20 protein-coding genes are annotated in these 25,210 nt (G+C 38.8%); 7 read left to right on the forward strand and 13 right to left on the reverse strand.

The genetic code is table 11. From position 1 onward, the window contains the following. Positions 1-230: 230 nt before the first annotated feature. Genes WBF63_RS00715 through WBF63_RS00740 form a run of 6 tightly spaced genes read right to left on the reverse strand, consistent with a single transcriptional unit; the run spans position 231 to position 8,845 of the window. The gene (locus WBF63_RS00715; protein ID WP_424367764.1) at positions 231-2,555 is read right to left on the reverse strand and encodes a BamA/TamA family outer membrane protein; all 2,325 of its coding nucleotides are present in this window, start codon (positions 2,553-2,555) and stop codon (positions 231-233) included. Beyond that, a complete protein-coding gene (locus WBF63_RS00720) occupies positions 2,555-7,555 on the reverse strand; it encodes a translocation/assembly module TamB domain-containing protein (RefSeq protein ID WP_424367765.1) in 5,001 nt (1,666 codons plus the stop codon). Before WBF63_RS00720 ends, WBF63_RS00715 begins: the two co-directional genes overlap by 1 nt. A 30-nt stretch (positions 7,556-7,585) precedes the next feature. Continuing rightward, positions 7,586-7,843 (reverse strand): SemiSWEET transporter, encoded by a 258-nt coding sequence (locus tag WBF63_RS00725; RefSeq protein WP_424367766.1) that lies wholly within the window; start codon positions 7,841-7,843, stop codon positions 7,586-7,588. An 8-nt stretch (positions 7,844-7,851) separates the two neighbouring features. Next, positions 7,852-8,181 carry a hypothetical protein gene (locus WBF63_RS00730; protein ID WP_424367767.1) on the reverse strand — a complete coding sequence of 110 codons (330 nt, stop codon included), beginning with the start codon at positions 8,179-8,181 and terminating at the stop codon, positions 7,852-7,854. Continuing rightward, complete coding sequence (locus WBF63_RS00735; RefSeq protein WP_424367768.1) at positions 8,171-8,515, reverse strand: phage holin family protein; 345 nt, start codon at positions 8,513-8,515, stop codon at positions 8,171-8,173. Before WBF63_RS00735 ends, WBF63_RS00730 begins: the two co-directional genes overlap by 11 nt. Positions 8,516-8,560: 45 nt before the next feature. Beyond that, a complete protein-coding gene (locus tag WBF63_RS00740; RefSeq protein WP_424367769.1) occupies positions 8,561-8,845 on the reverse strand; it encodes a YtxH domain-containing protein in 285 nt (94 codons plus the stop codon). A 469-nt stretch (positions 8,846-9,314) separates the two neighbouring features. On the opposite strand from WBF63_RS00740, the gene WBF63_RS00745 reads away from it, so the two are divergent. The 3 genes from WBF63_RS00745 (at position 9,315) to WBF63_RS00755 (ending at position 11,651) form a co-directional block, all read left to right on the forward strand. Beyond that, positions 9,315-10,448, forward strand: a complete 1,134-nt coding sequence (locus WBF63_RS00745) for a DUF6804 family protein (RefSeq protein WP_424367770.1) — start codon at positions 9,315-9,317, stop codon at positions 10,446-10,448. Continuing rightward, positions 10,445-10,870, forward strand: coding sequence for a GNAT family N-acetyltransferase (locus WBF63_RS00750; RefSeq protein ID WP_424367771.1), 426 nt, complete (start codon positions 10,445-10,447; stop codon positions 10,868-10,870). Before WBF63_RS00745 ends, WBF63_RS00750 begins: the two co-directional genes overlap by 4 nt. A gap of 373 nt (positions 10,871-11,243) precedes the next feature. Beyond that, positions 11,244-11,651, forward strand: coding sequence for a protease inhibitor I42 family protein (locus tag WBF63_RS00755; protein ID WP_424367772.1), 408 nt, complete (start codon positions 11,244-11,246; stop codon positions 11,649-11,651). 43 nt (positions 11,652-11,694) lie between these two features. Here WBF63_RS00755 and WBF63_RS00760 read toward each other — a convergent pair whose 3' ends face one another. Then, entirely contained in the window at positions 11,695-13,404 is a 1,710-nt protein-coding gene (locus WBF63_RS00760) for an AAA family ATPase (RefSeq protein ID WP_424367773.1), read from the reverse strand. 338 nt (positions 13,405-13,742) lie between these two features. Here WBF63_RS00760 and WBF63_RS00765 point away from each other — a divergent pair, with 338 nt between their 5' ends. The 4 genes from WBF63_RS00765 to WBF63_RS00780 all read left to right on the forward strand — a co-directional run bounded on the left by WBF63_RS00765 (position 13,743) and on the right by WBF63_RS00780 (position 18,057). After that, positions 13,743-14,225, forward strand: coding sequence for an acetyl-CoA carboxylase biotin carboxyl carrier protein subunit (locus WBF63_RS00765; RefSeq protein ID WP_424367774.1), 483 nt, complete (start codon positions 13,743-13,745; stop codon positions 14,223-14,225). A 58-nt stretch (positions 14,226-14,283) separates the two neighbouring features. After that, positions 14,284-15,726: an acetyl-CoA carboxylase biotin carboxylase subunit gene (gene accC, locus WBF63_RS00770; RefSeq protein WP_424367775.1), complete on the forward strand. Its 1,443-nt coding sequence runs from the start codon at positions 14,284-14,286 to the stop codon at positions 15,724-15,726. 5 nt (positions 15,727-15,731) lie between these two features. Next, the gene (locus tag WBF63_RS00775) at positions 15,732-17,273 is read left to right on the forward strand and encodes an acyl-CoA carboxylase subunit beta (protein ID WP_424367776.1); all 1,542 of its coding nucleotides are present in this window, start codon (positions 15,732-15,734) and stop codon (positions 17,271-17,273) included. 346 nt (positions 17,274-17,619) lie between these two features. Continuing rightward, complete coding sequence (locus WBF63_RS00780) at positions 17,620-18,057, forward strand: hypothetical protein (RefSeq protein WP_424367777.1); 438 nt, start codon at positions 17,620-17,622, stop codon at positions 18,055-18,057. Positions 18,058-18,069: 12 nt separating this feature from the next. Here WBF63_RS00780 and WBF63_RS00785 read toward each other — a convergent pair whose 3' ends face one another. The 6 genes from WBF63_RS00785 to WBF63_RS00810 form a co-directional block, all read right to left on the reverse strand. Then, the gene (locus WBF63_RS00785) at positions 18,070-19,272 is read right to left on the reverse strand and encodes a multidrug effflux MFS transporter (RefSeq protein ID WP_424367778.1); all 1,203 of its coding nucleotides are present in this window, start codon (positions 19,270-19,272) and stop codon (positions 18,070-18,072) included. Between the two features lie 66 nt (positions 19,273-19,338). Next, positions 19,339-20,307, reverse strand: a complete 969-nt coding sequence (locus WBF63_RS00790) for a succinylglutamate desuccinylase/aspartoacylase family protein (RefSeq protein WP_424367779.1) — start codon at positions 20,305-20,307, stop codon at positions 19,339-19,341. Positions 20,308-20,461: 154 nt separating this feature from the next. Next, positions 20,462-21,211, reverse strand: coding sequence for a T9SS type A sorting domain-containing protein (locus WBF63_RS00795; RefSeq protein WP_424367780.1), 750 nt, complete (start codon positions 21,209-21,211; stop codon positions 20,462-20,464). Positions 21,212-21,262: 51 nt separating this feature from the next. Next, positions 21,263-22,957, reverse strand: a complete 1,695-nt coding sequence (locus WBF63_RS00800) for an Omp28-related outer membrane protein (protein ID WP_424367781.1) — start codon at positions 22,955-22,957, stop codon at positions 21,263-21,265. A gap of 38 nt (positions 22,958-22,995) precedes the next feature. After that, a complete protein-coding gene (locus WBF63_RS00805; RefSeq protein WP_424367782.1) occupies positions 22,996-24,666 on the reverse strand; it encodes a DUF6029 family protein in 1,671 nt (556 codons plus the stop codon). A 22-nt stretch (positions 24,667-24,688) separates the two neighbouring features. After that, positions 24,689-25,177: a TlpA family protein disulfide reductase gene (locus WBF63_RS00810; RefSeq protein WP_424367783.1), complete on the reverse strand. Its 489-nt coding sequence runs from the start codon at positions 25,175-25,177 to the stop codon at positions 24,689-24,691. Between the last annotated feature and the right edge of the window lie 33 nt (positions 25,178-25,210).

Genomic DNA, 25,210 nt, shown 5'->3' on the forward strand with positions numbered 1-25,210 from the left:
ACGCGAGACTACTCTCGTGAATAAAATAAATGTTTTCGTTTATGTTTTGTTTCCTTTTTGAAAAACTGCATTGAATCTCAGTGCAGTTTTTTTTGCGATTTGCAGTTTGAGTTGTGCGTTTTTCGCTTTGAGCTTTGTGCTTTGAGTTTGAGTTTTCAATCAACAATCTAAATTCTACTTTCTACCCTCTAATTTCTACTTTCTAAATTCTACTTTCTAACTTCTACCCTCTAAAAAGGATACCCAATCGCAATATTCAAAATCAGATTATCCCTTCGCCATTGACTACTGCTGAAATCAATTTTATCAAATGCCCATCGATCGCCTTTCTCAAAATAAGGCACCCGTAGCGGCATCGCTAAATCCAGTCGAAGTATTAAAATCGAAAAATCCATTCTTAATCCCAATCCTGCTCCAACAGCGATTTCATCCAGCCAGTCTTTGGAAAACTTTCCTCCCGGACGATCCGGATCTTCATTCACCAACCAGATATTTCCCGCATCGGCAAAGACCGCAAGGTTTAGAAAATTGAAAAGATTGAGTCGGTATTCTGCATTTAGTTCCAACTTCACATCACCCGACTGATCAAAAAAGAAGGCATTGTCCAAAGTCCGCGGATCGAAACTTCCCGGTCCCAAAGTCCGCGCCCGAAATGCACGGATACTATTGCTTCCCCCAATGAAAAACTGTCGGGAAAAGGGAATATGTTCGGAATTTCCGTACGGATAAGCCACTCCGGCAATTAACCTCGTCGCAATCGAATTTTTATCGTCCAGTTTATGATAAAATCGGAAGTCGTTTTCAATTTTCGCATATTGACTGAAAGGAACTCCAAATATTTCCTTCTGATTACCTTCCTTCGCATTTCCGCCTGAAATTAATCCCGCCAGATTTCCTGCCAAATCCAGTCGCCCTCTGTAATAAATCGTGTTCTTTTTCGGCAACATCGTGTTGGTGTAGGTATAAGAATAAATCGGCCCGAAAATCAATTGTGGTTCTACAATTCTTTGCATAAAGGGATTATTCTCCGAAATCGAGTCGAACTTTTCCGTTACATTGGCCGGCGAAACATAGGTAATATCTATGATTTTCAAATCGTGTTCTTTCCGTTCATTTTCTTTCCAGAGATAACCAAAAGAAGCATTAAAATTATTAAGTGTATAAAGTTCCGTTCGGTTCATAAATTCATATCCGATGGAAATATTCGTCCTCGGCACAAAGGCACTCGACGATTGAAATCGGAAAGGCGCCACTATCCTCGGAATGGAAAGTTGCGCATTGGCTCCGGCACGAAATATATTGGCCGCATCTTTCGGACCGCCCATCTGCACATCAAAAGCACCAAAAACCGCTACTTTCAATTGTTCGGCTCCACGGAAAATATTCCGATGTGTCCAGTTCAGGTTCAATTCACTTCCGGCATAATTCGCAGAATTCGTACGACCCAAAGCTTCCAGACGCAATGATTGCAACTCCCTCGGCGTCAACAAATAATAGGCATCAAACTTATGATTGGCCGAGTCAGAAACCACAAATTCATTCTTCACAAATTTGAAAACACCTAGATTGATCAAACGGCTCAAGGTCAGGTTATGGTCTGAACGATTGTACAAATCACCGGTTTTGAAATAAAGTGCGCGGTCAAATATTTTGGGTTTGAATTTGTTATCGTGATCCATCACATAAATATCTTCGTATTTATAGGCTGAAATCGTATCGATATGAGCCGGAATTCCGTAGCGTCCTAGTTTGACTTCATCGATATTATAATTCGGAAATACAATCACTTTGTCAATGGTGAATTGCTCTTTGGCCAATTGTGGCGTATCGTCTTTCAGCTTCACATTTACATCGACTTTATGATCATTTGAAACCGTACTATCGGCCTGAACAATGATATTTTCCGGACTGAAATAATAAAATCCACGCTCTTTGAGATTTCGGTCAATTCGTTCCCGCTCCGCTTTGATGACATCCAGATCAAATGGTTCATCGGTTTTGAGCAAAGATTTATCGGTTAAATTTTGAATTTCTTCATTGATCAGCGTTGAGTCTTTTTCATATTCCACCAACCCCAGTCGGTAACGCGGTCCGGGATTGACCGTATAAATGATTTCGGCTTTTTTATTTTTTGAAATCGTATCGTAAGAAGCATTTGCATTGAAATAACCTTTGTTCTCCGAATAATTCACCAAAATTTCCCGGTTAAAATCACGGTCCACATCCTGCAATAAAACCGGTTCTTCGCCCAATCGGTATTTCATCCAATAACGTAAACCCTTGTCTTTTTCGGGTTCTTTGGTAATATTGTAGAACAATAATTTCGGACGAAGTCCTAAAAAAGAAGAATTCGGTTTCGGCGTAAGATTATCTTCCAATTGCTCTTTTAATTCCTTTCTTTCCTTTCGCGGAAGCGAGTCGTTTTCAATTTTCACTTCAGCTCCGGTAAAGAGCATTTCGCCTTCATTCAGGTATTTGGTATTGCTGCAAGAAGAAATCAAAACGGCAAATCCCGAAACCAATAACGAACGAATGTATGTTTGAATTTTCCCCATTATTTAAATTCTACTTCTTTGTTTCTGTTTTTCTTTTTCTCCTTGCTTCTCTGAAAAATCTCACGGAATTTGTCGTAATCCAATGTAATGATAAATCCAACGCCCGTTTCTACAATCTGCCCCTGCAAAGCGACCTGGTATTCATCTTTTCGATACGCCCGCAACATATACCTTCCGTCTTTGGATAGGTTGTAATCAATGGTCACGTCACCCGCAATATTGGTCGTATTCTCATTCTGACGTGCATCGCCTTCAATCCCGAAATTACTTCCTACCGAGACTTTCAGACGGTCGTTGAGCAATCTTTTGCTTACGCCGACATTCAAATCGGTACGTGTATTTTTTTGTCCCGAAGTATAATCTTCCGTTGACTCCAAATCAAAATTCAAATCCACGCCTTCAATTAAATCTTCGGTAAGATTATTCAATTGTTGCGAAAGAATTTTACTCACACTCTGCCGTGCCAGCGACTCAGCTGAAAGTCCCGATCCGCTATCAAAAGGATTTTCACCCACAAAACGGTTCAGTAACAACAAAGCAAAAACCTGTTTGTTCATTTCGGCTTCTTCATTTCGGAGTTGTTGCAATTTTTGTTTGGTATCATCCATCACCATCGAAGAAACGCCTGCATTTTCTTCGTCCACCGTAATGTCAAAACTGATTTCAGGTTTGAGTAATTCTCCTTTTAATTTAAGTAAAGTATTGAATGGAATTCTTTGCTTGTACTGGTTCATTTCGGAATTGGATTTTCCGGTCATTTGTTGTTCCACCAAATCAATCGGCGGTGCTTGGGTTTTATAAATCGCTGTGATGTCCAAAGTTGCTTCGGTCGGTTCGCCGTTCCAGGTAATCGTACTTCCTTTTTGAATGTCAAATCTACGTTTCAGCATACTCACCGAAAGTTCATAACCACCTTGTTCGACCTGATAAACACCCACCAAAGTCGTTTTTCCCGAAGGATCAATTCCGCCTGTCAACTGCGCTTCGCCCTGTAATTCCACGAAATCTCCATTGGCTTTGTCAATGATGATCGACATTTTGGCCTCCCGACTCACTTCGATATTTACATTCACATCCATTCCAGTGAAATTGGTCTGGGAATTCAAAGTATTCTCCACCAAAGTCTGATTAAGCACCGGCTGGTCTTTGTCGATGAACTCCACAATTCCTTCTCTTTCCTGCAAGGAAGGCGACTCCTGCGGCAACACAAAAGTAAAATCAGTATCGTCTGAAACCGCCAGACTTCCATCGACAATCGGTAAGTCCAGATTACCTCGAATTCTCAAATCCGCATCAATGGAAAGTACGCCGTACATAATGGCTTCATTGTTTTTCTCGGAATTCACCACTTTGAAATCATCGGCCGTCAAATCCAGATTGAATGCAAAATCCCGATAAGTCTGTGTAAGCACCTGCCCGTTGATATTCAGAGAATTTCCGTCGCTGTCGTTGATTTTGAAATTATCAAATTCAATTCCTCTTCCTGTAAAATCAATTTCATCATTGATATTTCTGAAATCACTTCCGGTTTGGGCAATTTGCAATCCGACATCGTTGAAACGAACCGCACCCAAAATCCTTGGTGCTTCGGTCGTCCCGGTGATATTCAGATTGCCCGAAAGATAACCTTCCGTATCGGTAATCTGGTTCATTGAAAGTCCCTGAACACTCTGCATCTGAAGACGGTTGATGTCCATATCCAAATCAAAACTTCCGGACTCCATATTGTAATCGCCCAGAATTTTCACATCGTTATCGTTTCCGCTCAGCGCTACATCTGCATTGAGTAAATTCCCGACCGTATTGTCCACTTTTACCGCCAGATCGCCCACCGGATTTCCGAAAACACCCAGTTCGCTGATGTTCAAATCTGAAGTGAAGCTCAGGTTTTCAGTAATATTTCTTAACTGAACATTTCCGTTAATTCTACCTTCTGCAAGCAAAGAATCTTTGCGAATGATTTCGGTGATATTGGCAATTTCAAAATCGGTAAAATCAATATTGAGTGGACTATTGCGTGAATTCGACTCGGACTGAATGAGAATTTCATTTCCTTCATTTGAAATCCGGAAATTATCGGCAAAAATCCCATCCGGACCAATTTGAATTTTGTTATTTTCGGCAACCGTCCAATCTTTGTAATCCAGTTTTAAACCATCGGGATGGAGTGAAATTTCTGTGATTTCGCCCAAAGACTCCGCGGTTCCCGCAATTAAAAACTGATTCTCCTCTTTTTCGTCCTTTTTAGTCAGATTATAAGAAATGACATTATCGGCCACATCACCTGAAAGACTGAGTTTGTTAAGCGCAAAACTTTCACTGTTCAATCCGGCGACATTTAAATTATATTGAAGCGCCTGATTTTCATTTTGAATTTGGACACGCGCATTTTCGACCAAATATTCGCCATAGGAAACTTGGGGAATTTCTGCATTCAATTCAAGTTTCCTACTGTCGGCGTCATAATTTCCATTAATGACAATGGTTTCAAAACTTTTCAAATCCGGCACAAATTTCCGGATTAAATCGTCGTTTTTAATCCGTGCATCCAAAGTGAAATATTGATTGGGATCGATGACCACCGTGTCCGCGACCGGCTGGAACTGATAATATTGATTGAGCGTCTGCTGAAGCGAACCAAAAATCTGAGTGATTTTGTACTTTCCGTTCAGCTCCAAATCGGCGATTTGGGATTGCAAAGAAATTTTAGTTGAATCTATGGTGGAAAGCGCATTCAGACTTAAATCCTGAATCGGAAAAACTTCTTCTGTATCGGAAATGGCAAAGTTTCTGAGGTTTAAAAAACCATTCAATTCATCCGGATTTAAATTGGTGAAATCCGCTTCAATATTTCCGGCAAGGATCATCGGTTCGGCATAAAATCCGAGTTTATTCAAATCCAATTTGGTAATGGTTCCGTCTAATTTTACCGTCGGATTTTCTTCATTGAAAACACCCGAAGCAATCAAACTCAAATCCGCATTCGGATCTTTGGAAATTAGTTCGATATCGTAATTTCCGTTTCGAATTTTCCCGGTCAGATCCATATTTTGGTAGCGATAACCATTGTAATCCACATAGGCAACATCGCCCGACAAATCCGCATTGGCACGGGCAAAATCAAAGCTTTCGCCTTTTGCAGTTATATCTGCCGAAATCGCTCCCAATTCTTGATTTTGAATGATTTTTCCGATTTGCAAATCGCGTAAATTGGCTTTTACATCATAAGTTTCCCGGTTCTCACGGCTCATATCGAGCTTAGCCAAAACGGCCGCATTTCCAAGTGTGGAATTGAGTTTCAAATCGGCGTCGATGATTTCAGTGGTTCCTTTGGCTTTTCCGCGAAGGGTAAAAGAAGAAGGCAAACTAATATTGGACGGAATGGTGTTCGGCGGAACGAGATTGTAGATGGTTTTGGCCGAAGAAGAAAGTTCCGAAATGTTTAAATCGTAATAAATATTTTCAGGATTTGTGGCATTGCGAAGTCGCCCGCGAACTTTAAGTTTCAAATCATCCAATCCGGAAACTTCCAGATTTTGGATCAATAAATCATTGACAGTTCCGTTGATTTCGGCATCGAGATGGAGCGAAGCATTTGGATATTTATTGAATGGCGCTGTATTTCTCAAATCGGGCGCGAGGGCGAGAATATCAGAAAATCCAATTTTGGAATTGTACAAATCGGCTGAAATCGCAACGTTTCCTAAATCCTCGCTTAACTGTTCGATGGACGAATAATTCAAAACAATTTCATCACGTAAAATGGTTTTGGGCGTTTGCAGGTAAAGATTTTTCAAAAAGGCTTGTTGAGACTGATAAGCAAAATCCGTTCGGAATTCCTGAATGTTCAAACCACTTTTTTCCTGAATTTCGGCAGACTCAATTCTCCCGATAAATTCATTATTTTCCATCTGAAAATCCCGGACTTCCAGATTTAAATTTGAAAAATCAAGGTGATTGAAATCCATTCCTTGATTAGTCGGTGCAACCGCTGTATTATTATAAACCGCCTGGACATCATTCAACTCTAATTTTCTCAATACCAACTTAGGCGTTGAGCCGGAAGAAGAAATGCTGTCTTTTGTATTTTCTTCATTTGAAGTTTCAGACAAAAACAAATCGGCATTTAATCGTGCTCCGGACAAAAGAATTTTGTCGATTTCGAAGGAATTATTTTGCAGATCGAGTTTATCAATTTCGGCGCTTAATTCTTTGAACAGAACTTTTGCATAAGTTTTGGAATTATCATCGCCATAATCCACATCAAAATTGGTGAATTTAATTGCGTTCAAATCAATGCTCATCGGTTTCTGCTGATTGAGCGAGTCCACAGTTTCTTCGACATTTACCGCTACTTCTTCCACAAAATCCTGATGAAGTTTCAGTTTTAATCCGTCGAGATTTAATTCGTCCAAAGCATAGGAATTCTCTTCGAGATCGAAAGTTTTTACTCTGGTTTTCAAATGATTAAAAAAAACATTGATGTCGTTTGCCGATTGTTTGTCGATGAAACTGATGCCGATATCCTGCAATTCTATTTTATCCAATGAAATGATAAAAGGTTTGGATTCTTCTTCTTTTTCTTCGGTGGCAAAAGCATCGAGAATATAATCGAAGTTAAAAGTTCCATCGGGATTCCGGACGACATTGGCGCGAATACCTTTCAAATCAATCGAGGTGAAATCGGCTTGAGAATCAAGCAGTTTCCACATATTCAATCCTACATCAAAACTACGAACTGCCAATAAAGTATCGACATCCTGTCCCTGTAAATGAAGATTTTCGAGAATGATACGGTTAGGAAAAGCAATAAAAACTTTTTCGAGATTTACATCGGTTTGGATTTTATCTTCCAAATAGACAATGAGTTTGTCTTTAACGTAATTTTGAACCGCGGGAATTCTTAAACTTAAAATCAATAAAATAAGTAGTACAATCAAGGATCCCAGCGTGATGCCGGTCCACTTCAGTAGTTTTCTCTTATTTATTTTAAATTTCAAATTTTGTAAATTAAGTGAGAAAAATTGAAGTTAATTATTTTTTCTATAGTAAATCAAACAAATTCCCAACCAAAGATTTACCAATACAGCAAAGGCATTGGAAAGAATAATGGGCCATTCGCCTTTCATAATTCCATACCAAACCCAAAGTGAAAGGCCTGAAATCAGCACGATGAGCATTCCGGCTGATAAATCTTCCACATTTTTCTCTCTCAAAACTTTGATTAACTGCGGGATCATCGACACCGATGTTAATATCCCTGCTGCGCTTCCCACTATATTTTCCATATAAAAGACTAAGCTTTTGCCTTTAAAAATCCGCCGGCTTTCGTAGCCAAAACGGGAACGGCTATTGCCAAAGCAGCAATAAGAGCCGGTTTGATGACTCTTTTGATTCTCGGTTTTCTTTTTGTTGTGTGAGCCAGAAACTGGATTGCGTTTCTTGTGCCCTTGTCCAGAGCTGATGAAACATAATTCGGAGCCTTGCTTTTTCCGGAGAAAAGTTTATTGGCAAGCGAATAAATCAAATTGTTTTGCAAATCATTGTCTTTGCGCTTCATTTTCATTTTGAGCTCAGATTTGGCTTGTCTCAATTGTGCAAGCGTGTTGATTTCTTTAGTTTTCATAATTTTCAGATTCAGGGTCATCCATTGCTTCCATTGCGGCTTCCACTACATTGTTGGTAAATAAGAGTTTAATTTTCTTTCTGAACAGAATAAATACCACAAACAACAACACATAAAATACCATCACGATCAAAAAGCCTGTGCCGGGTGTTTCAAGTAAATCACTGAGTAAATAGGCCGCGGCAATACTTCCCATGAACAAAATCATCAGACCGCAAACTCCAGCCAGAATACCGAATACACCTGCACCAATCATATTACTGACCGAATCGGTGATTTCGAGTTTGGCATAGGCAATACCATAATTCACATATTTTTTCAGATAGTTTAGCATAGTCCTTATTTAATTGAAAAAAGGCTGGAGAAGTTCTGTTGATCATTATTTCTTCAGCTTTGCTTTTCTAGTTGTGGATGTAGACTTCTGCTTCTTGGGCTTTGTAATTGCTTCTTGGGCTTCATTTTCGGTCTTTTTATCACAAGTTAAATCTTTGATTTGGTGAATTACTCGTTCAAATTCTTCTCTGCAATTATTACAACCTTTTCTTAACTTTTCACGTGTTGACTTTCCAGAGTCAGGAGCTAAAAGTATTCCCGCCAAAAATCCAGCCGCTACGCCTCCAATGAGTCCGGTCAATAAAACGAAATTCTCATTATTCTTTTTCATAATTGATAATTTTGAATGATTAAAAGACTAAGCCGGCTTAATTATTTAATTATCAAGTTTTGCACAAAAACGATACCAAAAAATTAACAAATTCTTAGATTTATTTTTGAATAAACCTCTTATTTCAAATGCTTTGGATGTACATGATATAGTCCAGAGATAGCTGGAGGTGAAAAAAGGCAAAGACTTAAAAATAGATGATTTGCATATTTCATTAAATAAAATAATCTTTGTAGAGCAAATCAATCTTAGTTTGATTTGTTATTGAAATTCTGAATCTATAGAGCTTCATTTGAATGAATTCAAATGGACGCCAACCTGTCAGACCGAACTGATAAGGTGGTGCAATGATTTGGCAACTTGCAAGGTCGTAAGACTAAATAAAAGGTGCAGATTCCTTTCTGTATTCATTTCGATTGAGTTTTCATCCTTGCAATTTCAGAGAAGTTTAATTTAAAAAATTAATGCTATGAATGCAGAACTTGAAGGCATCAGACGCAAGGATTTATTGGTCATCGTCAAAATCTCCTGGGTGGTTTTATTGTTATTTAGTTTATCGAGCAAGGGAAATGATTATTTCAGTTACATTCAATTTATTGGGCTCTTGATTTTCTGTTTTTTTGCTTTTCATGAAAAAGATGATTCACAGCGATTGTTTTTCTGGCTGTTTTCAGCGGTTCTTATTAATCCTTTTTTTCAAGTTCCATTGGAAGTAGAACTCTGGACTTTTATAAAGGTTATTTGGATTGCTTATACAATTTTCAGTATGATTCCTTCCAGAGAAAAATCATTCGTTCTTACTCCAAACCCCACTCCGATTCCAATTATAGAAAAAGAAACAATAGCTAAGGAAAAGGATTTAAAAGAAAAATTTGAGAAATTTAATTCGACAGTTAAACAATTGTTTTGCCCTGAGGTGAATGAAGATTTGCTGTGGTCGGTTTACCATAAATTGTATCATAAAACACCGAATGAGTTTGTAGAACATTATAATGATGAAATTGACGAAGGTTTAAGTGGTAAAGGCTTTCAGATTTATAAACTATTGGCATTTCATTCCTTGTTTCATCATCATTTCCAAAGAAGTCCTTTACGAACTTCAAGCTTTGACGTACTGGCCGTACGCGGTAAAATCTATCTGACTCCTCGCGGTTTTGAGTATGTAAATTCAGATTTAGTAAAAGTCATTCGGATGAAAAGTTTTTTTGAAAAAGCGGAGAAGGAATTGAAAACACAGAAAGTTTTACAAGATGTTTTTGAAGAGATAAAGACCGAAGAGAAAAATAAATTTTCAAAAACTTATCAGACTGAAAACCAAAAGAGGGCAGAAGAATATAAAGTTTTAAATAAACGATATAATTATTTCAAAAGTCTTGACGAAACAGAAAGAAAGCAGTTGAGAGTATCTGTGCGTAAATGGGTTTATGAATTATTTGAGCAACATCGGGATGTTTACGGTTATTTCAAAAATTCTGAAAACATAGTCCATCGTTTAGATTCGGAGATTGTGAAAGCTGTAGAAAGTGAAATTTATGAGAAAGCTTATGAGTTATTCATTTGGAGAGAAAAATTAAAATCAGAATTTAAAATAAAGTTGAGATGAATGGTGAAATAATATTTCTGGAAATGGCACCGAGCGGTGAGGATTATAATTCCTTGCGAAATTCTGTGGGATGGGAAATGATTGAGGGCGAGGGAGTTGGTCTCGCGTTAAAAAGCTCACTCTATGTTTTGAGCGTGATGAAAGATAGTCATATCATCGGTATGGGCAGGGTGCTCGGAGACGGAAAGCTGGTTTTTTACATTCAGGATTTGATTGTTTTGCCTGAATTCCAAAACCGGAAAATCGGGTATTTGCTAATGGAGAAATTAATGAATTATATTAAAGAGAATGCGGTTGACGGTGCTTTTGTTGGATTGATGTCGGCAAAAGGTAAGGAAAGATTTTATGAGAAGTTTGGTTTTCTCATTCGACCCAATGATTTTTTAGGTTCGGGAATGACGCGATTGATACATGAAGATTGAGCGTAAAATCTTATTTATTATAAAAAAAATAGATATAAAAAAGAAAGATTGACTTAGTTGATTCTTAACGATTTTCGTTGTTCGATTTTCAAACTTCCAAGAATCAACTGGGTTGAGCCCAGCGGGGGCGTTTTAAACCCAAATACCCAGAACTTCGTTCTTATCATTTTGTGTGCATTTTCACAATAAGCAAAAACGCAAACACCTAATAAGTAGGCGTTTGCGTTTTATAGTTGCAGAGAGGAAGGGATTCGAACCCTCGATACAAAACTCTTCTAAATCAGGACAGAATTGAGTGCCTTATTATATTTTCCTTATAAGAGATTTGATTTCTCTGAAATTTCTTTTAAATTCACTTAAAATTTACTGACAGATGAAAAAACTACTTCTATTATCTATTGTTTCTCTAGCCTTTCTGAATTGTAAAACCACAATCAAAGAAAGATGGGACTATTTCCCCAATCAGATTAATCTCGCCGAATACAATCATTTGGAATTTGTGAAAGTGAAAAACGGGAAAACAGTTTCTGTAGCTATAGATGAAAACGCCTCAACAGGATATTCATGGCAATCTGAAACACAGCAGGAATGTACAGCTCAGGTAAGCGATAAAGGATATCAGCAAAATGAAGCGCCCGAAGGAATGGTGGGAGTTCCGGGTGTCAGAACCATTGATGTTACCGGTCAGAGCAACGGTGTTTGCCTGGTAGAGTTCAAAAAATTTGCGCCGGGAAATGATGAACCTGAAGAGAAAAAAGCAATTTATTTTATTGTCGAATAATGAAATTTCAAATACAGAGAGTCCGGATGAATTCCGGACTTTTTTATTTCCTGTTTAAAAAAATCTGTGCCTGCTTGATTTCATCGAAACCTATTTTCAGATGACTAACCGAACTCATGGATTTCTTAAGATCTGAAAGAATTCGTGTCAATGAAGGTTTTTCTACTGAACCTTGTTTCGCAACAGCTTCCCTGACTTTATCGATGAGCTCCTGCGACGGACGAAATCTTTCCAAATCAATTTCTTTATCGGTTTCCGAAATTCGAATCAGATGACTTAAAACCGTTCCCTTTGTCAAGCCTCTTTTCTCGGCCATTTCCTCGATGTCCATGCCTTGAAGAACCAAATTTTTGGTGTGCTGATAGGTCGAAACTTTCTCAGCTTTTCCCTTCATTGCAATTTTTTCTTTTTGCTTCGCTAATTCTCTCTTGTCCACCGTTCCGCCACTGTACAAAATAAAACTTCGGAATTCTCCTTCCAGACTTTTTTCTTCCAATGAATCGTCCCATTCCTGCGAAAGTTCCCGAAATCTTTTATCGGCACGCATCGCTAATTCATCCACCTCCAAAGCCGTTTGATTGAGACCTCGCAACTTCAAACCTTGCAAATCACGCAAACGCGAAAGCGCCACATAGCCCTGCCCCTTTTCAAATGCCCGACTCAAATCAATCATCGCTTTGTCCAGCGTCATTCCCTGACTTTTATGCACTGTAATCGCCCAAGCTAAGCGCAAAGGAACTTGCACAAAAGAAGCCAAAGGTTTACCGCTCTCGTCCTCAATTGCCCAGGTTTCGGGTTTGGCTTCAATCAAATCATTGTCAAAAGTTTTCACCAGCGGATGACCTTTATCGGTAAATCCCGAAATCCGCCCCAGCGTACCGTTTACATATCCGACTTCATAATTATTTTTGACAAACATAACTTGCGCACCGGTTTTCAGTTCCAAATTATCCAACGCCAGCACCGACTTTTTCAGCATTTCAATCAGGGCTTCATTTCCTTTTACTTTGGCCGAAAAAAAACGCGAAGCACTTCCAATCTGTTCCAAAAACATATGATTGATCCGATCTACATCGGCATTATGTGTAAATAATTTGGTTTCCTGTTCGCCTTCATCCGGATGAAATTCTACCCGTGACTCCAACAAATCAATGGATTTTTGGGTGACTTCACCGTTTCGAATTTCATTTAAAATCAAATTCAAATCATTTTCAGATTGTCGGTGCTGTTCGGTCAGATAACAAATCACCGGTTCGGCTTCCAACCATGCATCCGACATAAAAGCAAACTTCTGTCGTGAAGTTTCTTCCTCATTTCCTATGGGCGGCAACTGAAAAAAATCACCCGAAAAAACAACCTGAATTCCACCAAAAGCCATTTCATTTTCTTTGAAAAATTTCAAAACCCGATTGACCAAATCCAGTTGATTTCGGTGCAACATGGAAATCTCGTCAATTACCAGAACTTTCACCTGTTCCATCTTTTCGCGGAAATATTTTTTCTCTTTCAAATTGGACAAATGCCGAACCGAAACTTCATCCCGAATGCCAATTCCTGACCAGGAATGAATGGTCTGACCGTTCATATGCGTGGCTGCAATTCCGGTCGAAGCCGTGACTGCAACGCCGACTTTATGTTCTTTCAGGTATTTGATGTATTGATTTAAAACATAAGTTTTTCCTGCGCCCGCCGAGCCCGTGAGAAATACGTTTCGCCCGGATTTCAAAATGGCCAAAGCTTTGGATTGCGTCATTCTATTTCAGTTTCAGGTTGTACTAATTATTTACAACAAAGATATCTTATTTGGAGAATATAGTTAAATGAGAAGTCAAAACCAAGACAAACAAGAAACCAGTGCAAGTCTGAGAAAATTAATTTCGTATAAGAGCCTGTTTAAATTTATATTGTGAAAATGTTTATGAATTATTTTTGAGTTAGAACAAGGCAAATTTTTAAAGGATAGCAGAGACTATCGTTTAAAAATTTAACACAGTTATAGCCAAAAAGAAGCATAAACAAATTATTAGATAAATTTAAACAGGCTCTAAGCTTTAGTTTACGTATTTTTAGCCCAATTAGTTCAAAATAAATATGAATACATACAAAATTATCGTTGACGGAGATAAAAGTTTTGATTTCAGTTCAAAGGATACGGACTCCCTCGACAGTATCTCATTACAAGAGAATAAATTTCAGGTTTTAAAAGACGATGTTTCTTATCAGACCGAAATCCTTTCTGCCGATTTCCTCAACCGAAATTATACTGTGCTTGTGAACGGAAACGAATACGAAGTCAACATCGCACGACCATTGGATCAACTCATCAAAGAAATGGGATTTGAAGTAGGTGCCGGAAAACAAGTCAATGCCATCAAAGCACCTATGCCGGGACTCATCCTGAGCATCAATGTTTCAGTCGGACAGGAAGTTCAAGAAAACGATAGTTTATTGATTTTGGAAGCAATGAAAATGGAAAATAATTTTGCTTCGCCAAGAGCCGGAATTATCAAATCCATAATGGTCGAAAAAGGTCAGGCCGTGGACAAAGGTCAATTATTAATCGAATTTGAATAGCCTAAGTAAGGTTTCAAACCACTTTAAACATTGAACCTTAAACTTTAAACAAAATAGAATGAAAAAAATATTAGTTGCCAACCGCGGAGAAATTGCTTTAAGGGTAATGAAAACCGCCAAAAAAATGGGCATCAAAACCGTTGCGGTTTATTCGATAGCCGACCGCGAAGCTCCTCACGTAAAATTTGCCGATGAAGCCGTTTTAATCGGTGAAGCACCTTCCAACCAATCTTATTTGTTGGGCGATAAAATCATCGAAGTCTGCAAAAAATTAAATGTAGATGCCGTCCATCCCGGCTATGGATTTCTTTCTGAAAATGCGGAATTCGCCGAAAAAGCAGAAGCAAACGGCATTATTTTCATCGGTCCTAAATCCGAAGCCATTCGCGTGATGGGAAGCAAACTCGCAGCCAAAGAGGCGGTTAAAAAATACGATATTCCGATGGTTCCCGGATTGGATGAAGCCATTACAGATGTGGAAAAAGCAAAACAGGTGGCCAAAGAAATTGGTTTTCCGATTTTGATCAAAGCTTCGGCAGGCGGTGGAGGAAAAGGAATGCGCATCGTGGAAAATGAAGAGGAATTTGAATCTCAAATGGAAAGAGCCACTTCTGAAGCGGTTTCGGCATTTGGGGATGGTTCGGTTTTCATTGAAAAATACGTGGGTTCGCCTCGTCACATTGAAATTCAGGTGATGGCCGACACGCACGGAAATATCATTCATTTGTTTGAAAGAGAATGCTCCATTCAGCGTCGTCACCAAAAAGTTATCGAAGAAGCTCCTTCTTCTGTTTTGACACCCGAAATTCGGCAAGCAATGGGAGAAGCCGCCGTAAAGGTCGCGCAAGCTTGTGATTATGTCGGTGCGGGAACCGTCGAATTTTTGTTAGACGAAAACAAAAATTTCTACTTCTTGGAAATGAATACCCGTTTGCAAGTCGAACATCCGGTTACGGAAATGATTACAGGAATGGATTTGGTTGAATTGCAAATTCGTGTGGCAAGAGGCGAAGTTCTTCCGATCAAACAAGAAGATTTAAAAATCCAAGGACACGCAATGGAATTACGTGTCTATGCGGAAGATCCTTTGGATAATTTTATGCCAAGCGTCGGAAATTTGGAGGTTTATCAATTACCAGAAGGAGAAGGAATTCGTGTTGACAACGGAATCGACGAAGGAATGGATGTTCCGATTTATTACGATCCAATGTTAGCGAAATTGATTACTTACGGAAAATCCCGTGAAGAGGCGATTCATCTCATGCTGAAAGCCATTGGGAATTATAAAATCAAGGGAATTCAAACGACCTTGCCCTTTGGGAAATTCGTATTTGAACACGAAGCCTTTCTTTCCGGAAATTTCGATACCAATTTCGTGAAGAAATATTATCAGCCCGAACTTATCAAAAAAGCATCGGCCAAAGAAGCTGAAATCGCTGCCATGGTGGCTTTGAAACAATATCTAGAAGATAAAAAAATAGTCAGACTGCCCAATTCATAAATCAAATGAACGATAAAATACAAACATTAATCGATAAGGAAGCCCAGGCAAAATTGGGTGGAGGCCAAAAGAGAATTGCCGCCCAACATGCCAAAAAGAAACTAACCGCCAGAGAGCGTGTCGAATACCTTTTGGACGAAGGTTCTTTCGAGGAAATTGGGATGCTGGTTGAGCATCGGACAAGTGATTTCGGGATGGACAAGGAAAAATATCCGGGAGATGGTGTGATAACGGGATACGGAACGATCAACGGCCGTTTGGTTTATATTTTTGCACAGGATTTCACCGTTTTCGGCGGTTCTTTATCAGAAACCCATGCCGAAAAAATCTGCAAGGTCATGGATATGGCTTTAAAAGTAGGTGCGCCGATGATAGGACTCAATGATTCCGGTGGAGCGAGAATTCAGGAAGGTGTCCGTTCTTTGGGCGGATATGCCGATATTTTCTATAAAAATGTTCAATCATCAGGAGTGATTCCACAGATTTCGGCCATCATGGGACCTTGTGCCGGCGGTGCGGTTTATTCGCCTGCCATGACCGATTTCACGATGATGGTGGAAAACACGAGTTATATGTTTGTAACCGGACCCAATGTGGTGAAAACGGTTACCAATGAAACCGTTACGGCTGAAGAATTAGGTGGCGCTTCTACGCATTCGACGAAATCAGGTGTGGCGCATACTACTTCCGCAAACGATGTGGAATGTCTGGAAGACGTCAAAAAATTATTGAGTTATTTACCTCAAAACAATTCGGAATTGGTAGAAAATTATCCCTTTGAATTAGGGGATGAAATCCGGACAAATCTGGATACGATTGTACCGGAAAGTTCGACCAAACCTTATGATATGAAAGAGGTGATTCATGAAATCATCGACGAGGATTCATTCTTCGAAATTCACAAGGATTTTGCGGAAAACATCGTGGTAGGATTTGCAAGATTAGGCGGAAGAAGTATTGGAATTGTTGCCAATAATCCCATGTTTTTGGCCGGTTGTCTGGATGTGAACAGTTCGATCAAAGCAGCGCGGTTTACGCGTTTTTGTGATGCATTCAACATTCCGCTTTTGGTATTGGAAGATGTACCGGGATTTTTGCCGGGAACCGATCAGGAATGGAACGGGATCATCGTTCACGGTGCCAAATTATTGTATGCTTTGAGTGAAGCAACCGTTCCGAAAGTTACGGTGATCACCCGAAAAGCTTATGGGGGTGCTTATGATGTGATGAATTCCAAACACATCGGTGCCGATATGAATTTTGCTTGGCCTACGGCCGAAATTGCCGTGATGGGCGCAAAAGGAGCATCGGAAATTATTTTCAAAAAAGAAATTGCGGAAGCCGAAGACCACGAAGCTAAACTTTTGGAAAAAGAAAAAGAATACGCGGAATTGTTTGCTACGCCTTATGAAGCAGCTAAACGTGGGTTCATTGACGAAGTGATTTTGCCACACAACACCCGTAGAAAGTTGATCAAAGCCTTTTCAATGCTCGAAGGAAAAGTCGTGGACGGCCCGAAACGGAAGCACGGAAATATTCCTTTGTAAACGCATTAAAATTCAGACAAATAATATAAATCCGTATTGAGAAATTGATGCGGATTTTTTGTTTTGCAGTTAGATCCGTATGTTTCGGGATGAGACTCAAAATTAGCAAAAAATTACAGCTTAAAAAAATCTAGATAACACCAAACGTCCCTACGGGACGAGCTTCTATCACATCTAATTATTTCTACCAACCAGATGTTCCTACGGGACATTACCTTTTAAATTATAAAATTTATTTCACTTAATTCAATCAATCGTTCCGTAGGAACGTTTCGTGAAAAGGTAAATTCACGGAAAAATTGATCTGTTTTTTTTATATTTATATTTAAACTCAAAATCATTACAAATGAAAATATATGCCAAAATTTTATTGATTTTCCTTCCAATCATGGGCTTCGCTCAAGAAATTATTTCTCAAGACTTGTACAAAGGAACAATTGGAAATGATTTGCAAATTCAATTTTATCTTAAAATTGAGGAAGACGGATGTCCGAATATTCATGCTTCCGCTATTTACAAATACGAAAACAATAAAAATGATAATTGGATATTACTTAATTCGACAATGAATTATGAAAAAGGTAGATATACGTTTGTTGAAGTTAGAAATACAGGAATTTTATTGTTAGAGAAAAAAGGGAATTCCTTTAATGGTTTATGGATTTCAAGTGATGGAGCCAAACAATTACCCGTTAAACTGGAAAAACAAAATATTTCAGGTCAAAATCTTGAATACTTGGAAGACAAATTAGAAAAAGAATACTACAACGAAAATGATTGTTGATTTTATTCTAAATTAACTTCTGGTCTTCTTCACCATCGGCATGATCCACAAAAGGCTTGCAGCCAAAATGGAAAGCACAAAAATCATAATGAACATCGTAAGCGAAGACTCACCCTGAAAAAGACCAATCGTAGTGGCAACAAGAGCGCCGGTTCCCATTCGTATGGCGCCGCCAAGTGCAGAGGCCGTTCCTGAGTTTTTAGTAAAAGGCGCCAAAGACGCCGCGGTTGCATTTGGATTGATAAATCCGATTGTAAATAAAATTAAAAACAAAGCAACCACCAGCCATTGATAAGACAAATGGGGATTGATAAGTACAAAAATCAAAATGCAAAGCGAAATAAGACTTAAAATCAGAGAAGCATAATTGGATATTTTAATGTAATTCAACTTTCTTGTCAAAAGTCCGTTCAGGTAACTTCCCGAAATAATTCCCGATGCATTGACCGCAAAAAGAAGGGAAAAAGTCGCTTTGTCCAATCCGTAAAAAGTCAGGAAAATAAAGGAAGCCGAGGAGATATAAGCAAACATGACCGACATCGCAATGCTTCCGGCCAATGTGTAAAACAAAAAGGTTTTATTTTTCAAAACTTCGAGATATCCTGCAGCTATTTCCTTGATTTTTAATTTATTGGAATGCATATAACGGCTGGTTTCGGGAAGAAAAAATTGAATCAAAAGAAAAACAATTCCGGCAAAAATCGCTAGGAAATAAAAAATAACTTCCCAATCCCATTTTTCGACAAAGAAACTTCCCACACTCGGCGCAATCAAAGGTGCAACGCCCATTACCAGCATAATCGAAGAAAAAGCCCGTGCACGGTACTGAACTTCGTAAACATCACTGATAATCGCTGTGGAAGCCACCATTCCCACACATCCGCCCAAAGCCTGCAAAAATCGCATTCCGATCATCACTTCAATCATTGGCGAAAGCGCACAGCCAATGGCTGCCAGAATGTAAATTCCCAATCCAAAAAGCAAAGGTTTTTTACGTCCGTATTTATCGACAATCGGGCCGTAGAATAGTTGTCCCAAAGCAATTCCAATGAAATAAGAAGTCAGCGTAAAAGCCACGTGTTGCTCATTGGTATATAAATCCTGGGCAATTCTCTGAAATCCCGGCAAATACATATCGATGGTAAACGGGCCAATTGCAGCCAGAATTCCCAAAAGAATAATCAGGTAATTTTTATTGATTTTTGCGTGCGTCATGAAGACTGCAAATGTACTTCAATTCGGTTCCTGAAAAACGATTTTAACAGTATTTTGAAATCAAAATCAGTTTTTAATTTTGCTGCTTATATGAAAAATCGCATCGCCTTGAAAGACAATTGCTCCCTGATTTTCATTGATGATGTATCCCGAATGCGGAGCCAAAACCGGAATTTCCATCGAACCATAAGGATCCGTAATCCAGGCAATCGTTTGTTCGGCTTCCACATAAGTTCCCGGCGAACTTATACTCTGAAAAAGCCCTGAAACATCGGCTCGGAGCCAAGTGGAATCTTCGATATAAATCATCGGATTTTCCACCGGATTGGGTTCGAATTTTTCGTGAAGCATTTCAAGATGAGCGAGCAAACGAATCGTACCTTCAATGGCCTGATCCACAATTCCTGAATTAATATCCAAAGATTTACCGCCTTCAAAAAGCAAATATTTTTTCCCGAGTTTGTCGCATGATTCCCGAAACGAACCTTCTATATTTTTTGAATACAATAAAAAAGGCGATTGAAAAGCGGCAGCCAATGCTTCCAGTTCGGGTTGATTTTCTTCGATTCTGATTTGGGAAACATTGAAACGACTTCTTCCGCCGGCGTGGAAATCCACTACATAATCGACTTTGGGAATGATGTGCTCCATCAGATTATACGCAAACTGACTGGCCAATGAGCCGTTTGCACTTCCCGGAAAAACACGGTTCAAGTCGCGTCCGTCGGGAAATTCCCGGGATTGGTTTACAAAACCAAAGACATTGACAAGCGGAATACAGATAATGGTCCCTGCTTTGGGTCGGTTTATTTTTTTTCGGATGATTTGCCGAACGGTTTCCACGCCATTGAATTCGTCGCCGTGAAGTCCGGCTGAGAGTAAAACGACTGGACCTTTTTTATTGGAATGCGAAACAATAATCGGGATTTTGAGTTCAGTCATTGTATGAAGCTGGGCGATTTTGAGGTTTACAGTTTTGGTTTCGCCTGGCAAAATTTCTTTGTCTAAAATCTGAAAACTTTCGGTTTGTGTCATTTTGGGGTACAATATAAAGGCTTAAATTTATGAAAATTCAAATACAAAGAACAATCCCTAAACTGTTTTGAGAAAGTTCAGGAAATTAATCGGAAAATAAAAAACCGTTCTGTTTTGCAACAGAACGGCTCATTTATTTGGAATTAAATTTAAATTATTTTACAACAACTTTGGTGGTTGTGGTAAGTCCGGAATTTCCTTTGAACTGAATCAGGTAAACACCGGCGGATAATCCTGAAAGATCCAACTGAGAAACTCCGCTTTTCAAGTTAAGGGATTTCACTGTTTTCCCTTGAAGATTCAATACCTGAACGACTGCATTTTCTTTCAGATTTACAGTAGTTGTATTTTTTACAACAGTTGGATAAACTTTTGCGATTGCAACTGAATTCATATCTGAAACACTCATGTTTTCATCATAACGGTAAGTCAGGAAAAATGAAGTATTCGGGATTTCATTTCCTTCTCCGTCTGTTTGAAGAAAACGGATGGTATATTCAGACAGGTTGGTAGGATCCAGGTTAATAAGATAATCATTGAATCCCCAATTGGCATTTGCCGGCACTACACCACCATCAGTATTTGGATAGAAGGCACCTTCAAAAAGGGGAAAGAAGCAGTTTCCGGCAGGTCCTCCGATACAAAATTGAGCCATTTCTCCGTTGGTATTTGAGATTTCAACAACTTCTCCTGTTACATAAATCGGATCTGAAGTGGTGTTATTTATCACCAAATGAAGTTTGGCTTCGTCAATAGGGTCATCAAAAGTTCCGTGTACATTAAAAACATGCACTGAATTGTTTTCATACTCCACCATGTCCAGATTTGTTACGGTATAATCCTGATCCTGGGCATACCCCGAAACTGCTGCAAAAAACAGTGCGGAAAAAATTATTTTTTTCATTTTTAATTGTTTTTGAAATAGCACCGGCCGCTGGCCGGTGCTAAAGATTAATTATTTTAAGATTACTTTTTTCGTTGTAACGTTTTTACTTCCTTCTTCGGTTACTTTTACAACGAATACACCTGTTTTTCCAGTCAGGTTAATTGTGTTTGTACCTGCGTTGGCAGAAGATTTGTGAATCATTTTACCGGTTACGTCAAATACTTCCACAGTAGATTTTTTCTCAAGTGAAACATTGAAGATTCCATTTGATGGATTTGGATAAATATTTAGCGTATGAGCAGTTAAATCATTAAGCCCCATTGTTCCGTCTGTTGAGAAATTTACGGTCGCAGAGCTTGAATAACTGTTTCCAAGAATTACCCAAACATTATCACCATTGATGTTTTTCAGGATAGCTCTTCCACCACCGTCACCATAAGAATCGTTGATAGTAAATGTATAGCAGTCAATAGGAAGTTCCAGGTCAATATTATAAGTTTGGTTGCTTCCATATCCGCTACCATTTGCTACAATTGTTCCTGCTGAATTTCTGACATTCCATGTGGTTTCATACCCATATGTATCTGTTCTGATTTCCAATGTAAGCTGGCTGTCAGTTTCTACTGCTTTGTTGAAAGTCAGATCACCCATATTATTCTGATTGTTTTCATCAGTTGGCAGAGTTATCTCCAGTGTGTTTTCGTTATCTGTATAAGCGATTTCAGGAAGAGTAATTGTCGTTTGCTGCAATCCACCTAAGTTCCCTGTCCAGGTGTAGGTCTGAGGTGTTCCTGAATTAATAGAATAAGAAATCTCAAGTGATGTAAGTTCTGTATTTCCGAAATTTTTAACTGTAATTTCAGGCGTTACAGTACCCGAACACTGAGCCGGAATATCTGCTATTGAAACCAAGCTGATATCATTCTCATACTCCAGGTTTGTATAGGAAGGAAAAGTTCCGTTTCCGCTGATGATTTCCTGATTTCCTTCAGCAACGAAAGCTACCAGTTCCAGTTCTCCCAAAACAATCGGAATATTGTTCAAATCTTCAGGGATTGTATAAGTATAGGTTTTTGACACAAATGTTCCGGCTGTAGTAGTGGTGATATCTTCACCCCACTGACCAGTGATCATATCGATCAGACGGTGCATATGGTTGTAGTTGTTCCCCATCCCACCTCCGGTTTGAGGTCCTAATGTGTTGTTCTGCAAAAGAACTACATTTAGTTTATTTGTATTTTCGGGACTATTTCCGGTATAATAAACCTCTACATTAATCGTCATCTGACGTGTCTGAAAATCAACTTCTGATTCCAGAGCAACGTTTACATAGGATGCTTCTTGTAGTATTATATTTGAAGCTGCTGACCACTTATCACGCCCCATAGCTGTTGTCCCAGCATTTGTCATCTCCATTCCTGGGAAATTATGACGGTTTACAGTTCCTGAAGGATATCCAAATCCTCCTCCGCTATAAGACTGGTTTACAATCCCATTACCGAAAGGAGTTCTGTAATCAGGCTGATTTCCGGATGGGGTTGCAAAACCTCCCTGATGTACATTAATCAAAAATACATTTCCGGGATTATTGTCCTGAATCTGTTTCGCAATCGCATGACCTTGTGGGCAATATACACAGTTTATACCGGTAAACTCTTCTAAAATAACTTTCTTATTTTCCGGATTGGTATTCACAATCGTTTGTGCGTACCCAAATAGTGGCAAGGATAATGCTACTATCAATTTAGTAAATTTTTGTTTCATTGTTTATGATTTAGTGTGTTAATATTATTACAAATATATTAAAAAGTTTTCACCAGCGACAATGTAAGTCCACTATTTTCAGGAACATAGCGACATACTCCTCCAACGCAGATAAGGCCTCCTCTTTGTCGGCCATAATTCACTGCCACACGTGTTGATTCTTTGGTATAACTCCCTCCTACCATGTAGTATTGGTGACGTTTTGATTTATCATCGTTCCCATAATTATAGCTGTCTCCCAAATAGAAATTCCATCGCTGGTTCAGGTTGTATTCAACCAATGCTGCAGCCCAATTTTTTTTATCTCTTTTGGTTTGCAGGTGTTGTAATTCAAAACGAACTGAATTATTTGAATTAAATTTATACAGAAAATCTCCCACAACTACGTTGGCAATAATATGACTGTAATTGCCTCCTTCCACAATTCCCTTATCATAATATTGATGCATATAGGTGAAAATAGTGGAGAATTTGTCGGTCCATTTTTTATTGATTTCGAAATTAACATCGTGGAAAAATTTTCTTCCAAAATCAAGAAACTCAGTGGTGTATTCATCTCCTGATTCATTGAATTCTGCATTCAAACCATTCCAGTATGAACCATTTACAGCTAGTTTCGTTCCGTATTTACCACCCAGAAACGTGCCTTTCGCAAAATTGTAAAATATATCAACCTGCCCTCCAATCTCTCCAGCTTCACCTTTTTCACGGTTGATGCCGGGCTGAGCCTGATAAACGTAAATATTGGTTAATAAATAATCATGCTGACGGGTAAGAGCCGGCAGATAATTCACGATACCTTCGTTGTAAACATTGGCTGAAATCTCACTTAAATCTCTCTGTGAGTACATTCCCATATTTTCAAGTCTCCTGAAAGTTGTATTGATTCCAAATCCTCTGGTAGAATACCCCAGATTAATTAGCAAAGCATTTCCGTCATAATATTTTTCGGTAGGAACTCCACTGAAATAAGCAGCCTGTTCTCCTTTATATACATATTCAAAATTTGTATAAAATCCCGAACTGCCCGAGTACCCCAAACGCGCCGAATAATTACTGATGTTTTGTGGAAAATCCTCAACCGGACCTGTATAATCTTCATGCTGCCCCACATAACTCACACCAGCAATTACCGAATGTTTGAAATTATCTTTGTTAAACATCCGCACAATATTGGTTTCCACATCAATACCTCCCAAAGTACCTTGAGTAGTTTCAAATCCCAGACGTTGTTTTCCGATCAAACCTTTGATAGAAGTAAAATCATTTGGCGTATAGGCAACTCTCACCCCGCGGATGGAATTATTAATCCCAATCTGACGGTCTTCCCAGCTTCTCAAAATCAATCCGTTTCCAAACTGCTCGTAAAAATTACCCGCTGTGATGTCCAATTGCTCTCCTTTGTAATTCACATAATACGTCGCAATCTTATTATCATTCAGCCTTTCTGAATATCCCAATAAAGCAGCCGGAAGATAAGCTTCGTACTGCAAGCCAGCCGAAAATTTCCCGTGCTGATAGTCCAATCGGATATAATTATTCGATCGGAAAGGATCGTTTGGCTGTTCAAAATCTAATTCTTCGTCATCCTGATACCATTGGGAAGTGGATTCTATACCTCCGGAAAAAGTTCCCCCCCCGATTTCTATCTGACCAAATAAGGCAGGCGCAAATAAGCTCAGCACCGCAAAAGCATTAATTCTTTTCATGTCAATATTTTTCTTGGATAAATTAGTTAATTACTCCTTTAATTTGTTCATACAAATTATCTTCTGCTCCGGGCTGATATCCCACGTGTCTGTAAAGAATTTTTCCATCTTTCACTATTACAGTGAACGGAGGTGTTGAGAAGTTAAGAAGTCTCTTTAAATCGTTGTTTGTATCCAATAAAATATCGAATTCCCATCCTTTTCCATTTACCATGGGCTGTACACGTCCCACTGTTTTTGAATCATCAAGTGATATAGCATAGAACTGGAAGTCTGTTTCGGATTTCCAGTCATCCATTTTATCGTTGATCGCATTTAATTCCAGCATACACGGACCGCACCAAGTCGCCCAGAATGCAAGGACCACAGGCTTTCCCTCTGTCGACAATGACTTTATATTTACTTTATTTCCATTCAAATCCGAAATAGAGATATCAGGAAATTCAGATTCCTGTGAAAAAACAGGAAACAAAAAGGCAAGTACGAAAAAAGTCGTCAATAATTTCTTCATAATTAATTTTATTTGTGTGTTAATAAAACGCTA

This window comes from Moheibacter sp., from assembly GCF_049672845.1.
Lineage (GTDB): Bacteria > Bacteroidota > Bacteroidia > Flavobacteriales > Weeksellaceae > Moheibacter.